This is a genomic window from Caldisericum exile AZM16c01, assembly GCF_000284335.1.
Taxonomy (GTDB): Bacteria; Caldisericota; Caldisericia; order Caldisericales; family Caldisericaceae; genus Caldisericum; species Caldisericum exile.
Genome location: NC_017096.1, coordinates 1,089,379 through 1,101,311 on the forward strand (window position 1 = coordinate 1,089,379; position 11,933 = coordinate 1,101,311).

The 11,933-nt window shown below is 39.1% G+C and carries 22 protein-coding genes; all 22 read right to left on the reverse strand.

The annotated features are described in order from the left end of the window. Positions 1-2: 2 nt before the first annotated feature. From rplR to rpsL, 22 genes are read right to left on the reverse strand one after another with little or no spacing between them, the layout of a single operon-like run. The gene (gene rplR, locus CSE_RS05485; protein WP_014453648.1) at positions 3-371 is read right to left on the reverse strand and encodes a 50S ribosomal protein L18; all 369 of its coding nucleotides are present in this window, start codon (positions 369-371) and stop codon (positions 3-5) included. Positions 372-383: 12 nt separating this feature from the next. Continuing rightward, entirely contained in the window at positions 384-929 is a 546-nt protein-coding gene (gene rplF, locus CSE_RS05490) for a 50S ribosomal protein L6 (protein ID WP_014453649.1), read from the reverse strand. Between the two features lie 9 nt (positions 930-938). After that, positions 939-1,334: a 30S ribosomal protein S8 gene (rpsH, locus tag CSE_RS05495; RefSeq protein ID WP_014453650.1), complete on the reverse strand. Its 396-nt coding sequence runs from the start codon at positions 1,332-1,334 to the stop codon at positions 939-941. A gap of 11 nt (positions 1,335-1,345) precedes the next feature. Beyond that, a complete protein-coding gene (locus CSE_RS05500; protein ID WP_014453651.1) occupies positions 1,346-1,531 on the reverse strand; it encodes a type Z 30S ribosomal protein S14 in 186 nt (61 codons plus the stop codon). Positions 1,532-1,540: 9 nt separating this feature from the next. Beyond that, positions 1,541-2,149: a 50S ribosomal protein L5 gene (rplE, locus tag CSE_RS05505; protein WP_083836378.1), complete on the reverse strand. Its 609-nt coding sequence runs from the start codon at positions 2,147-2,149 to the stop codon at positions 1,541-1,543. 11 nt (positions 2,150-2,160) lie between these two features. Then, entirely contained in the window at positions 2,161-2,496 is a 336-nt protein-coding gene (rplX, locus tag CSE_RS05510) for a 50S ribosomal protein L24 (protein ID WP_014453653.1), read from the reverse strand. Positions 2,497-2,507: 11 nt separating this feature from the next. Then, entirely contained in the window at positions 2,508-2,876 is a 369-nt protein-coding gene (rplN, locus tag CSE_RS05515; RefSeq protein ID WP_014453654.1) for a 50S ribosomal protein L14, read from the reverse strand. Continuing rightward, positions 2,876-3,118 (reverse strand): 30S ribosomal protein S17, encoded by a 243-nt coding sequence (gene rpsQ, locus CSE_RS05520; protein ID WP_014453655.1) that lies wholly within the window; start codon positions 3,116-3,118, stop codon positions 2,876-2,878. Before rpsQ ends, rplN begins: the two co-directional genes overlap by 1 nt. A gap of 1 nt (position 3,119) precedes the next feature. Further along, complete coding sequence (rpmC, locus tag CSE_RS05525) at positions 3,120-3,323, reverse strand: 50S ribosomal protein L29 (RefSeq protein ID WP_014453656.1); 204 nt, start codon at positions 3,321-3,323, stop codon at positions 3,120-3,122. Between the two features lie 2 nt (positions 3,324-3,325). Continuing rightward, positions 3,326-3,739: a 50S ribosomal protein L16 gene (gene rplP / locus CSE_RS05530; RefSeq protein ID WP_014453657.1), complete on the reverse strand. Its 414-nt coding sequence runs from the start codon at positions 3,737-3,739 to the stop codon at positions 3,326-3,328. A gap of 14 nt (positions 3,740-3,753) precedes the next feature. Continuing rightward, positions 3,754-4,413 (reverse strand): 30S ribosomal protein S3, encoded by a 660-nt coding sequence (rpsC, locus tag CSE_RS05535; RefSeq protein WP_014453658.1) that lies wholly within the window; start codon positions 4,411-4,413, stop codon positions 3,754-3,756. Between the two features lies 1 nt (position 4,414). Continuing rightward, a complete protein-coding gene (rplV, locus tag CSE_RS05540) occupies positions 4,415-4,756 on the reverse strand; it encodes a 50S ribosomal protein L22 (protein ID WP_014453659.1) in 342 nt (113 codons plus the stop codon). Between the two features lie 11 nt (positions 4,757-4,767). Continuing rightward, on the reverse strand, positions 4,768-5,043 hold the full coding sequence (gene rpsS / locus CSE_RS05545) for a 30S ribosomal protein S19 (protein WP_014453660.1): 276 nt from the start codon (positions 5,041-5,043) through the stop codon (positions 4,768-4,770). A gap of 2 nt (positions 5,044-5,045) precedes the next feature. Further along, complete coding sequence (gene rplB / locus CSE_RS05550) at positions 5,046-5,876, reverse strand: 50S ribosomal protein L2 (protein WP_014453661.1); 831 nt, start codon at positions 5,874-5,876, stop codon at positions 5,046-5,048. 12 nt (positions 5,877-5,888) lie between these two features. Next, positions 5,889-6,176, reverse strand: a complete 288-nt coding sequence (rplW, locus tag CSE_RS05555; protein ID WP_407919059.1) for a 50S ribosomal protein L23 — start codon at positions 6,174-6,176, stop codon at positions 5,889-5,891. After that, entirely contained in the window at positions 6,173-6,805 is a 633-nt protein-coding gene (rplD, locus tag CSE_RS05560; RefSeq protein ID WP_014453663.1) for a 50S ribosomal protein L4, read from the reverse strand. The genes rplW and rplD overlap by 4 nt, the downstream gene beginning before the upstream one ends. Before the next feature lie 10 nt (positions 6,806-6,815). Beyond that, entirely contained in the window at positions 6,816-7,421 is a 606-nt protein-coding gene (gene rplC / locus CSE_RS05565) for a 50S ribosomal protein L3 (RefSeq protein ID WP_014453664.1), read from the reverse strand. An 11-nt stretch (positions 7,422-7,432) separates the two neighbouring features. Further along, positions 7,433-7,741 carry a 30S ribosomal protein S10 gene (gene rpsJ / locus CSE_RS05570; protein WP_014453665.1) on the reverse strand — a complete coding sequence of 103 codons (309 nt, stop codon included), beginning with the start codon at positions 7,739-7,741 and terminating at the stop codon, positions 7,433-7,435. 14 nt (positions 7,742-7,755) lie between these two features. Further along, a complete protein-coding gene (gene tuf, locus CSE_RS05575; protein ID WP_014453623.1) occupies positions 7,756-8,967 on the reverse strand; it encodes an elongation factor Tu in 1,212 nt (403 codons plus the stop codon). A gap of 10 nt (positions 8,968-8,977) precedes the next feature. Continuing rightward, positions 8,978-11,059: an elongation factor G gene (gene fusA, locus CSE_RS05580; RefSeq protein ID WP_014453666.1), complete on the reverse strand. Its 2,082-nt coding sequence runs from the start codon at positions 11,057-11,059 to the stop codon at positions 8,978-8,980. A gap of 10 nt (positions 11,060-11,069) precedes the next feature. Further along, a complete protein-coding gene (gene rpsG / locus CSE_RS05585) occupies positions 11,070-11,540 on the reverse strand; it encodes a 30S ribosomal protein S7 (RefSeq protein WP_014453667.1) in 471 nt (156 codons plus the stop codon). Further along, positions 11,540-11,923, reverse strand: a complete 384-nt coding sequence (gene rpsL / locus CSE_RS05590) for a 30S ribosomal protein S12 (protein WP_014453668.1) — start codon at positions 11,921-11,923, stop codon at positions 11,540-11,542. Before rpsL ends, rpsG begins: the two co-directional genes overlap by 1 nt. Positions 11,924-11,933 lie beyond the last annotated feature (10 nt).

Genomic DNA, 11,933 nt, shown 5'->3' on the forward strand with positions numbered 1-11,933 from the left:
TACTAAAATTTGAGTCCTGCATTCCTTGCTTCATCCGCAAGGGCTTTAACTCTACCATGATACTTGTATCCGCTTCTGTCAAACACAACTGTCTCAATACCTTTGGCAAGTGCACGTTCTGCAATCAATTTTCCAACCGCTTTTGCTTTTTCTGTAAGACTCATATCTTTTACTGTTTCTTTCAAATCTTTATCAAGAGTTGAAGCGGAAACAAGCGTCCTTCCATGTTCATCATCAATAAGCTGGGCATAAACGTGCTTTAAACTGATGAATAAAGAAAGTCTTGGCTTTGATTCAGTACCAAAAACTTTTTTTCTTATTCTTTTGTGTCTTATCTTTCTTAATTCGTTTCTCGGTGTTATCTTAATCATAGTCCACTCTCCTTACTTTCCAGAAGCAACGGTCTTACCGGCTTTACGCCTGATCTTCTCGCCCTCATAGATAATACCTTTCACCTTATAAGGATCAACTTTTCTAAGATGACGTATTTTCTGAGCAAAAGCTCCAACAGCCTCTTTATCAATACCTGATACAGTGATGACCTGTCCTTCAATTGTTACATTAAGACCTTCTGGTATATCCATTAAAATTGGGTGACTATACCCTAACTCAAATTGAACTTTTCTTCCCTTTACTTCGCCTTTATATGTCTTTTCGTTAATAATAAGTCTCTTCGAAAAACCTTTTGTAACTCCAACAACCATATTGTTGAGAAGTGCCCTGGTCGTTCCGTGAAGAGCCTTATAGAAAGGCTTATCTGAATTCCTTTTTACAACAATTGCATTATCCACTATTTCAATTTTCATTTCAGGGTGAAATTCTTTTTTCAAAGCTCCTTTGGGACCTTTAACTTCAACAACATTTCCATCAAGGATATTAACTGTAACTCCCTGCGGAATTGGTATTGGCATTTTTCCAATTCTTGACATACGCACCTCCTACCAAACAAAACAGACAACTTCACCACCATGCCCAAGTTTACGAGCCATTTTGTCGCTCATAATACCTTGAGGCGTAGAGATGATAGCAATTCCAAACCCATCAAACACTTTTGGAAGTTCATCTTTCTTGACATAAATTCTTCTACCAGGTTTGCTTATTCTTCTTATACCAACAATAGATGGTTCTTTATTTGGTCCATACTTAAGATGAATTTTTACGAAAGGTTTCCCATCAATTTGAATCGAGTCGAAATCCTTTATAAAGCCTTCTTCTTTAAGGACCCTCAATATTTCAAGAACTACCTTGGAAGAAGGTGCAACAACAAATTTGTGTCGTGCATCACTTCCGTTTTTTATTCTTACAAGGACATCAGAAACTAAGTCATTAATCATATTCTTCCTCCTTACCAACTTGCTTTCTTGACACCAGGAAGTTCGCCTTTAAGAGCAAGTTTTCTCAGACACAATCTGCATATGCCGAATTTGCTGTAATATGCACGAGGTCTTCCGCAAATCTTACATCTATTATGCTGCCTTACTTTGAATTTTGGAGGTTTCTTTGCTTTCTCAATCATTGCCTTTCTTGCCATATCTCACCTCTAATTCTTTCTAAATGGGAAGCCCATAAACTCTAACAAGGCCTTTGCTTCCTCATCTGTTTTTGCAGTTGTAATTATGGTTACATCAAAGCCTCTTACCTTATCAACCATGTCGTATTCGATCTCAGGGAAAATCAACTGTTCTTTTATCCCAAATGTGTAATTTCCTCTTCCATCAAAAGAGTTTGGTGAGAGACCTTTGAAATCTCTAATTCTTGGAAGAGCAGTGTTTATGAGTTTCTCAAAGAATGTATACATCCTATTTCCTCTAAGGGTTACTCTCACACCAATCGGTGCACCTTCCCTTACCCTAAATGAAGCAATGGATTTTTTTGCTCTTGCTATTGCAGGTTTCTGCCTTGTGATTAGGATAAACTCCTGAATACTCTTTTCAAGTGCAGCGGGGTTTTCGTTTGCCTCACCTATTCCTCTATTTACAGCGATTGCAACAATTTTTGGAACCTGCATTACATTCTTATAACCAAACTTTTCCATCATTTTTTTCTTTACCTCAGTTTCGTATTTCAACTTTAAAGGAGACTGAGGTAATTTTTCTGACAATAAGTTTTCAAGTTTATTATCCAATTTAAATGTAACTTTCTTTCCCATGCATGCACCTCTTAAATCTTATCGATAACTTCATGGCAATTTTTACAAACCCTAACTGATGTGCCATCTTCGAGAATCTTGTGAGAAACTCTTGTTTTGGTGTGGCAATGAGGGCATATTACCATGACTTTATGGGCATAAATTGGCCCTTCTCTTTTTGTAATCTTACCTTGTGGCATATCCTGGGTTGGACGGAGAAAGTGCGTTTGCATATTAATGCCTTCAACAATTACTTTACCTTCCTCAGGTATTGTCTTTAAAACTTTCCCCTGTTTTCCCTTATCCTTTCCTGCGATAACAACCACAAGGTCACCTTTCTTTATATCAAGATATTTAACCTTATTCATAATTTCTCCTCCTACAGCACTTCAGGAGCAAGGGACGCAATTTTTACATAACCTTTCTTTCTTATTTCCCTTGCAACTGGTCCAAATACACGTGTTCCTTTTGGATTTCCTTCGTTATCAAGAATAACACATGCATTATCATCAAACCTTATAATGCTTCCATCTTCTCTTTTGATAGGATATTTTGTCCTCACAATAACTGCTTTCACAACAGTTCCCTTTGGAATAGGACTATTCGGAACAGCCTTTTTAACTGTTGCAACAATTCTATCGCCAACAGTGCCTGTAGGTCTATGTCCAACATCAAGAACTGTTATGATGGAAACTTCCTTAACTCCTGTATTATCTGCACAAACCAAACGTGAATACTGTCTAACCATTATTCACCTCCACCCAAAATCTCAACAATTCTCCATCTTTTAAGTTTACTCAATGGTCGAGTTTGTCTTATCTTTACTACATCTCCCACTTTTGCCTGATTATTTTCATCATGTGCATAGTATTTAGTAAAGGTCTTCATCTGCTTTAAATAGAGGGGATGATGGGTAATACGTTCAACTTTAACAACGGCAGTTTTCATATAGGTACTTACAACTACACCGACAAGTTCTTTCTTTCCCATTTTACACCTCTTCCTTCTTTAACTCACGTTCCCTTTTAACGGTAAGAAGTCTTGCTATGTCCTTCTTCACTATTCTAATTCGTGCAGGATTGTGAAGTTGGTGCGTAGCAAGTTGGAATCTCAAATTAAAAAGTTCTTTCCTTAGGGTTTTCAAAGTATTTTCGATTTCTTGATCAGTCATATCTCGAATTTGCTGAATCTTCATAATTATTCCTCCTCTAAGGTAAGCATTCTTACCTTAACTGGAAGTTTATGTCCGACTTGTTTTGTAAGTTCTTCTGCAGTTTCTTTATTTACTCCCGAAAACTCAAACATAACTCTTCCAGGTTTTACAACTGCAACCCAGTGATCAACATCACCTTTTCCACCGCCCATTCTTGTTTCTGCTGGTTTCTTGGTAACTGACTTATCTGGGAAAATTCTTATCCAAAGTTTTCCGCTTTTTCTTACAGCAGAGATTAATATCAACCTGCATGCTTCAATCTGTCTTGAGGAAACCCATCCTGGCTCAAGTGCCTGGATTCCATATTCCCCGAAATGCACAGATGTAGCACCTTTTGATCTACCTTTAGTTCTTCCTCTGTGCATCTTTCTATATTTAACTCTTTCTGGCATTAACATAGTTTCACCTCCAATTATGAAGCAAAGAACAAAGGTTCTTTTGCCTCTCCCTTATATACCCACACCTTTACTCCGATTACCCCAAACTTTGTTTTTGCAATTTGCTCGGAATAATCGATATCTGCATCGAGCGTCTGTAATGGGACTCTTCCTTCTCTAAACCACTCAGTTCTCGCAATCTCTGCGCCTTCAAGTCTACCGGAAACTTGAATCTTTATACCCTGTGCTCCTGATCTCATTGCTCGTGTTATCGCTTGTTTTATTGCTCTTTTGTGAGGTGTTTTTTGTTCTATTCTCTGAGCAACGTTTTGTGCAATGAGTTCTGCATCAATTTCAGGATGCTTTACTTCTCTAATATCAACCTTCAAATTGTCGTATTTATGGTCGATTACCTTTTTCACCATATCCTCGAGTTTACTTACTTCAGAACCCTTCTTACCAAGAAGCATTCCCGGGCGAGCTGTATGAACTACAACTCTCAACTCTGAAGCGCCTTTTCTTATAATCTCAATTTTTGAAATTGCCGCATTGAACCCAAGAGATTTAAATTCTTTTCTAATTCTAAAGTCTTCAAGAAGATATGAGGAATAATCCTTTTTCGGAGAGTACCACTTACTCCACCAATCTTTTGTTATTCCTAATCTAAAACCATAAGGATGAGTTTTCTGTCCCACATTAAACCTCCTCTTTCTCCTTAACAATTATCTTGATTTGGCTTATTGGCCTTCTTATTATGTCTGCTCTACCAAATCCTCTTGGAAGAACTCTCTTAAGGGGTCCCTCTGCATCAATAAAAATATCAGAAACATACATAAGGTCTTCGTCCATCTTAAAATTGTTAACTCCATTTGCAATTGCAGAATTTAGCGCCTTCTCAAGATAACGTGCAGCCTTATGTGGAAGGGCTCTAAGTATTGCCCTTGCTTCGGTTACAGATTTACCCTTTATAAGTTCTGCAACGAGTCTTGCTTTACTTGCAGATAATCTGAGGTGTCTCTCAATAGCATATGCTTCCATTTAGTGCCTCCTTATGTCTTCGTGATCACACGTGCAGTAGGTGCTCTATGTCCGTGGAATGTTCGGGTAGGCGCAAATTCACCCAACTTATGCCCAACCATATCAGGAACAATATAAACCGGAATGTGCGTTTTTCCATTATGGACTGCTATTGTGTGCCCAACCATCTCTTCGGTGATGGTTGAACGCCTGCACCATACTTTAATAACTTTCTTTTCGCCTTTTTCGTTCATCTTCCTAATTTTTTCAAGAAGTTTAGGATCAACCCATTTACCAGTTCTTCCCATAATTATTTCCTCCTCTTAATGATGTATTTGTCGGAAGGATTTTTCTTCTTTCTTGTCTTATAGCCAAGTGTTGGTTTGCCCCAAGGTGTAAGAGGACCAGGGTGGCCAATAGGTGCCTTACCTTCTCCACCACCATGCGGGTGATCAACAGGGTTCATAGCCGAACCTCTTACAGTTGGCCTTATGCCAAGATGTCTCTTGTGACCGGCCTTACCAAGGTTAACATTCTCGTGATCCAAATTCCCGACTTGCCCTATCGTAGCCTTACACTCAAGTCTTATCCTTCTAATTTCACCGGAGGGCATTCTCACCTGAGCATACTCACTCTCCTTTGCAATCAACTGGGCTGCTGCTCCAGCAGATCTTGCAATCTGCCCACCTTTACCAGGAATAAGTTCAATGTTATGGATAAACGTTCCAAGGGGGATATTTTTCAGAGGTAATGCATTACCAACTTTTATTTCTGCATCTGGCCCAGACATAACTGTATCACCTACTTTTAGACCAAGTGGTGCAATAATGTATCTTTTCTCGCCATCTGCATATGTAAGAAGAGCAATGTATGCGGAACGGTTTGGATCATATTCAATAGCAGTAACTTTGGCCGGAATTCCATCCTTATCTCTTTTGAAATCAATAATTCTATAGAGACGTTTATTTCCACCACCTCTATGTCTTACGGTAATTTTTCCAGTATTGTTCCTTCCGCCTTCTTTCCTTAAACCTTCCACAAGAGATTTTTCAGGTTCAGTTTTGGTAATAACCTCTTTGTGGTTCAAAACTGTTCTTCCACGAAGGCCTGGAGTCACTGGTTTATAAACTTTTAAACCCATATCTTACCTCCATTAAACGTTCTGGATAACATCTATCTTATAACCAGGATAGAGTGTTACAATTGCTTTTTTATAGGTAGGAGTTCTAACAAATGCATAACGAACTCTCTTCTTTTTGCCAAAAACTTTTCCAATGTTTACGTCTTTTACTTTTACATTAAATGCCTCTTCCACCGCTTTTTTAATCATCTGCACGTTTGCATCTTCGTGGACAATAAAGGTGTACTTTCCTTGAGCCATCTGCTTTGTTGTTTTTTCTGTAATTAAAGGTCTAATCAAAATTTCATATGTTTCCATTATTTCCACCACCCTTCAATACCTTCAACTGCTTCTTTGCTCAATACAATTGAATCGAAAACCATAAGGTCGTAAGCATTAAGGAACTTGTAATTTAATGGTTTTACAGTCGGGACATTTCTCAATGCTCTCTCAACTTCTCCATTCTCTTCAGAGTAAACAAATAAAACATCACCAAGATTCTTTTTAATAGTTTCTTCGATTTTCTTTAAAACTTCAACACCTTCTTTTGTCTTCCCTGAGAGTTTTACATTGCTCACTATATGCACGTCGCCATCATTAAAACGAGCAGTTAAGGCAGAAAATATTGCAGCATCGATTTCTTTTTTGTTCATCTTCTTAGAAAAATCTCTTGGATGAGGCCCAAATACAACTGCGCCACCTTTCCAAATATTGGAAGTTCTTGCACCTTGCCTTGAACGACCGAGGCCTTTTTGGGGTCTTACTTTTTTAGTACTATAACTTACGTCTCCTCTTTCCTTGGTGTCCGCAGTACCTCTTCTTCTATTTGCAAGATATCTTTGAACTGCTTGGTAAATAAGGTGTTTTTTTACCTCTCTTGCAAAGTAATCATCGGGAAGTTCGAGTGATTCAACTGTATTATTTTTTACATCAATAACATTGCTCTTCATTTCAATCCTCCTATGCTCTGATAAGGAGCAAACCTTTGTCAGGTCCAGGAACGCTTCCTTTAACAAGAATAAGATTTTTCTCAGGGATTACTTTAACAATCTCGAGATTCCTTATTGTTACCGTCTCGTTTCCAAGATGACCTGCCATCTTCATTCCTTTGAAAACTCTACCAGGTGTTGCACGCTGACCAATAGAACCTGGACGTCTTTCTGCTTCATGACCGTGGGTCCTTGGCCATCCACCAAATCCCCAACGTTTAACTACACCTTGGAAGCCTTTACCCATTGATGTCCCTGTGACTTTCACATATTTGACATCTTTAAATGCTTCAACAGTTATTGTATCACCAACTTCTCCTTCCATGTCTCTTACTTCTCTCAAGAATCTGAAAGGCTTAAGTCCTTTCTTTTCAAAAACACCTCTCATAGGTTTGTTTAATTTCTCCGCTTTTACTTCCAAAAAACCGAGCGCTACCGCATCATAACCATGAGTATCCTTTGTTTTCTTGTCAACAATTGTGCAAGGACCTGCCTGTATTACTGTCACAGGAACAAGAGTATCCCCAAGGTAAACGGAAGTCATCCCAATTTTAAGTCCTAAAATTCCCTTTGCCATAACAACCTCCACTAAATCTTAATCTCAACTTCCACACCCTGAGGTATATCCATGTTCGCCAATTTTTGTGTAATTTCGGGTGTAGCATCAATAATTTCAATCAATCTTTTATGCACACAAATTTCGAATGCTTCCTGAGAATCCTTGTCGATATTAGGTGCCCTCAAAACGTTAAACACTGTTCTTTTTGTTGGAAGCGGTATAGGGCCTGAAACTGTTGCTCCGCTTGATTTTGCAACCTCAACAATTTTTGCAGCCCAGAGGTCAAGAATCTTGTTGTCAAAAGCCTTTAGTCTAATTCTTAAACGATCTTTTTTCATTTCATCACACTCCTTTACTCAATAACCTTTGTAATAACTCCAGCACCTACAGTTTTACCACCTTCACGGATAGCAAATCTCTGAGTTTCTTCAAGAGCAACAGGATAGATGAGTTCAACAGTCATATCAACGTTATCACCTGGCATTGCCATCTGAACGCCTTCAGGAAGGGCAATTGTACCTGTTACGTCTGCAGTTCTTAAGAAGAACTGAGGTTTGTAACCTGTAAGGAAGGGTTTGTGTCTTCCACCTTCTTCTTTACTCAAGATATAGACACGTGCCTGGAATTTTCTGTAGGGTTTAATGGAACCAGGTGCTGCAAGTACCATACCTTTTTCAACTTCTTCGTGGTCAATACCTCTAAGGAGGACTCCGATGTTATCACCTGCTTGTCCTTCATCGAGGATTTTTCTGAACATCTCGATGCTTGTTGCAACAGTCTTCTTTGTCTCAAAGGAAAGACCAACGATTTCTACTGGATCACCAGTTCTAATGATTCCTCTTTCAACTCTTCCTGTTACAACTGTACCTCTTCCAGTGATGGTGAAGACATCTTCAATGGGCATAAGGAAGGGCTTATCAATTGCTCTTTCTGGGGTTGGGATGTATTCATCTACTGCATCCATAAGTTCCCAGATTTTATCTGTCCATGGATTCTTTCCACGGGAGATATCACCCTCTGCCTCAAGTGCTTTGAGGGCTGAACCTCTAACTACTGGTACTTCATCTCCTGGGAATCCATACTTGGAGAGAAGTTCTCTTGTTTCCATTTCAACAAGGTCAATGAGTTCTGGATCATCAACCATGTCTACTTTGTTGATGAAAACAACAATTCTTGGTACGTTGACCTGACGAGCAAGAAGGATGTGCTCTCTTGTTTGAGGCATTGGTCCATCTGTTGCTGCAACAACGAGAATTGCACCATCCATCTGTGCTGCACCGGTGATCATGTTCTTGATGTAGTCAACATGACCGGGGCAGTCAATGTGAGCATAGTGCCTCTTCTCGGTTTCATACTCAGTGTGGTGGACGTTGATGGTAACGCCTCTTGCCTTTTCCTCAGGTGCGTTGTCAATTTCATCGTACCTCTTGGGTTGAGTTTTACCAAGAGTTGCTAATACTTTTGTAATTGCTGCTGTAAGGGTAGTCTTACCATGATCAATATGACCAATGGTACCGATGTTTACGTGCGGCTTTACCCTTTCAAATTTTTCTTTCGTTGCCATGTTGTACCTCCTAAATTTCTCCTTTTGCTTTCTTCAAAATTTCTTCCTGTACAGCGGCAGGTACTCTCTCATATTTATGGAAAACCATTGAGAAAGATCCTCTACCTTGTGTAAGTGTTCTTAAAACCGTTGTATAACCAAACATACTTTCAAGAGGAATAAGTGCATGAACAATAACCGTATTACCTCTTTCAATCATCCCCTTTACACTTCCACGTCTTGCATTAACACTATTTATTACTTCACCTAAGAATGTCATCGGAACAATTATCTCAACACTCATAATCGGCTCAAGAAGATAAGGGTTTGCCATTGACACAGCATCCTTAAATGCCTTAGATGCAGCTATTTTAAATGCAAGTTCAGATGAGTCTACTGGATGATATGAGCCATCAATAAGCTCTACATGCACTCCATAAACGGGAAAGCCAAGAAGAGGCCCGTTTTCAGAGGCAATTTTAACACCCTCTTCAATTGCAGGAATAAAATCTTTCGGTATTATTCCACCTTTTGTTTTATCTTCAAATACAACACCCTTATCGGTCTCAATTGGAGATACTTGAATTATAACGTGTCCATATTGACCATGCCCACCAGTTTGCCTTATGTATTTCCCTTCTGCTTTTGCAGAACTTGAAATTGCCTCTTTATAAGCAACCTGTGGTTTACCAACACGTGCTTCAATGTTGTATTCCCTAAACAACCTATCGACAATAATCTCAAGATGTAACTCACCCATACCAGAAATAATTGTTTCAGATGTATCTTCGTCGTATTTAATTTTGAAAGTAGGATCCTCAATTGCAAACTTTGCAAGTGCCTGTGAAAGCTTTTCCTGGTCTGCTCTTGTCTTGGGTTCAATTGCAACGGAAACAACTGGCTCGGGGAATTTAATATCTTCAAGTACCAAAGGCATACTTACATCTGATATTGTGTGTCCCGTTATGGCATTTTTCACGCCAACAATTGCTCCTAAATCACCTGCTTTGAGATAATCAACATCCTCACGCTTATTTGCATGAAGTCTTAATAATCTTGCGACTCTTTGCTTTTCATTTGTGGTTGCATTTAAAACATAACTTCCTTTCTCAAGGGTGCCAGAATAAACTCTCACAAAACTTAAAATTCCGGAATAAGGATCTGCCATAACCTTAAACACAAGTGCCGCAAGTGGTCCAGATGGATCTGGTTGTAATTTAATGACATTTCCATCCTTAGTTGTTGCAACAATTTCACCTCTATCAATAGGAGATGGTAAATATTCGCAAATACCATCAAGGAGCATTTGAATACCTTTATTTCTAAACGATGAGCCAACAAAAACAGGAAAAGCAACTCCACTTACTGTTGCCCGTCTTATCGCTTGCTTTAAAACATCCTTTGGTATTGTGCCTGTTTCAAGGTAAAGTTCAAGTGCATCTTCATCAACATCTGCAACGTTCTCAAGCATAATTTCTCTATACTTTTCGAATTTATCCTTATATTCTTCTGGGACTCCGGTTTCTTTAAACTCTTCGCCTGTTTCAGAGGTATATACATAGGCTTTTCCCTCTATGAGATCAATTACACCAACAAACTCATCCTCTTCACCCAATGGAATCTGGGTAGGTATTATTTTTACATTAAGTCTTTCGTCAATACTTTTAAGCGTATCTTCAAAAGATGCACCAAGTCTGTCCATTTTATTAATGTAAATAATCCTTGGCACTTTGTGCATCGTTGCCTGTCTCCAAACCGCTTCTGATTGAGCTTCAACGCCCTCCACGGCGGAGAATATCACAACGGCTCCGTCAAGCACTCGAAGTGACCTTTCAACTTCAGCCGTAAAGTCAACATGGCCGGGCGTATCAATAATGTTAATCTGGTGTCCTTTCCAGAAACAGGTCGTAACAGCAGATGTGATAGTAATACCCCTCTCTCTTTCTTGTACCATCCAATCCATAACAGTATTTCCATCGTCAACATTACCCATCTTGTAAGTTGTGCCGGTATAATACAAAATTCTTTCAGTTGTTGTTGTTTTACCCGCATCAATATGGGCAATGATTCCAATATTTCGTATTTTTTCGAGAGGGGTATCAATATACGGCATAAATATTCACCTACCAACGTAAATGTGCATAAGATCTGTTTGCTTCTGCCATCTTATGCAAATCAATCTTCTTCTTGTATGCTGCACCAGTTTCATTAGATGCATTGATAATTTCATCTGCCAACTTTTCTTCCATTCTCTTGCCTTTAACACTTCGCGCAGCCTGTATAATCCACTTAATAGCAAGTTTTTGTCCTCTTTCCTTTTCAATTTCAATGGGAATTTGATAGGTTGCACCACCAACTCTTCTGGGCTTAACCTCTACAAGTGGTCTAACCTTCTCTAAAGCAAGTTCAAAGACCTCGAGTGGGTCTTTTCCTGTTTTCTCTCGCAAAATATCGAATGCAGCATAAACAATTTTTTCTGCAAGGCTTTTCTTTCCGTCTTTCATAACATTGTTTATAAGTTTTGCAACCATTACATCATTATAAACTGGATCACCTTCAATTTCTCTTTTCGGAGCAGGTCCTCTACGGGGCATTATGCACCTCCCTTTTTGGGTTTCTTTGCACCATACTTAGATCTTCCACGCATTCTTCCTTCAACACCTGCTGCATCTAATGCACCACGAATGATGTGATATCTTACACCTGGAAGGTCTTTTACCCTTCCACCACGCACTAAAACCATGGAGTGCTCCTGGAGATTATGTCCAATTCCAGGAATATAGGCAATGACTTCCTCCCCATTGGTAAGTCTCACCTTTGCAATTTTACGCAAAGCAGAGTTTGGCTTTTTAGGGGTCATTGTTCTTACTTGAATGCAAACACCCCTCTTCTGTGGACACCCTTGCAATGCAGGTGTTTTACTCTTTTCCTTTGTCCTTTCTCTCGGACTTCTTACTAATTGGTTAAAAGTCGGCATATCAATTTCC

What these genes read in the sequence shown, in the direction of transcription:
- rplR (WP_014453648.1), bottom strand. Translation starts at nt 371, where the DNA reads ATGATTAAGATAACACCGAGAAACGAATTAAGAAAGATAAGACACAAA.
- rplF (WP_014453649.1), bottom strand. Translation starts at nt 929, where the DNA reads ATGTCAAGAATTGGAAAAATGCCAATACCAATTCCGCAGGGAGTTACA.
- rpsH (WP_014453650.1), bottom strand. Translation starts at nt 1,334, where the DNA reads ATGATTAATGACTTAGTTTCTGATGTCCTTGTAAGAATAAAAAACGGA.
- CSE_RS05500 (WP_014453651.1), bottom strand. Translation starts at nt 1,531, where the DNA reads ATGGCAAGAAAGGCAATGATTGAGAAAGCAAAGAAACCTCCAAAATTC.
- rplE (WP_083836378.1), bottom strand. Translation starts at nt 2,149, where the DNA reads ATGGGAAAGAAAGTTACATTTAAATTGGATAATAAACTTGAAAACTTA.
- rplX (WP_014453653.1), bottom strand. Translation starts at nt 2,496, where the DNA reads ATGAATAAGGTTAAATATCTTGATATAAAGAAAGGTGACCTTGTGGTT.
- rplN (WP_014453654.1), bottom strand. Translation starts at nt 2,876, where the DNA reads ATGGTTAGACAGTATTCACGTTTGGTTTGTGCAGATAATACAGGAGTT.
- rpsQ (WP_014453655.1), bottom strand. Translation starts at nt 3,118, where the DNA reads ATGGGAAAGAAAGAACTTGTCGGTGTAGTTGTAAGTACCTATATGAAA.
- rpmC (WP_014453656.1), bottom strand. Translation starts at nt 3,323, where the DNA reads ATGAAGATTCAGCAAATTCGAGATATGACTGATCAAGAAATCGAAAAT.
- rplP (WP_014453657.1), bottom strand. Translation starts at nt 3,739, where the DNA reads ATGTTAATGCCAGAAAGAGTTAAATATAGAAAGATGCACAGAGGAAGA.
- rplV (WP_014453659.1), bottom strand. Translation starts at nt 4,756, where the DNA reads ATGGAAGCATATGCTATTGAGAGACACCTCAGATTATCTGCAAGTAAA.
- rpsS (WP_014453660.1), bottom strand. Translation starts at nt 5,043, where the DNA reads ATGGGAAGAACTGGTAAATGGGTTGATCCTAAACTTCTTGAAAAAATT.
- rplB (WP_014453661.1), bottom strand. Translation starts at nt 5,876, where the DNA reads ATGGGTTTAAAAGTTTATAAACCAGTGACTCCAGGCCTTCGTGGAAGA.
- rplD (WP_014453663.1), bottom strand. Translation starts at nt 6,805, where the DNA reads ATGAAGAGCAATGTTATTGATGTAAAAAATAATACAGTTGAATCACTC.
- rplC (WP_014453664.1), bottom strand. Translation starts at nt 7,421, where the DNA reads ATGGCAAAGGGAATTTTAGGACTTAAAATTGGGATGACTTCCGTTTAC.
- rpsJ (WP_014453665.1), bottom strand. Translation starts at nt 7,741, where the DNA reads ATGAAAAAAGATCGTTTAAGAATTAGACTAAAGGCTTTTGACAACAAG.
- tuf (WP_014453623.1), bottom strand. Translation starts at nt 8,967, where the DNA reads ATGGCAACGAAAGAAAAATTTGAAAGGGTAAAGCCGCACGTAAACATC.
- fusA (WP_014453666.1), bottom strand. Translation starts at nt 11,059, where the DNA reads ATGCCGTATATTGATACCCCTCTCGAAAAAATACGAAATATTGGAATC.
- rpsG (WP_014453667.1), bottom strand. Translation starts at nt 11,540, where the DNA reads ATGCCCCGTAGAGGACCTGCTCCGAAAAGAGAAATTGAAGGTGATCCA.
- rpsL (WP_014453668.1), bottom strand. Translation starts at nt 11,923, where the DNA reads ATGCCGACTTTTAACCAATTAGTAAGAAGTCCGAGAGAAAGGACAAAG.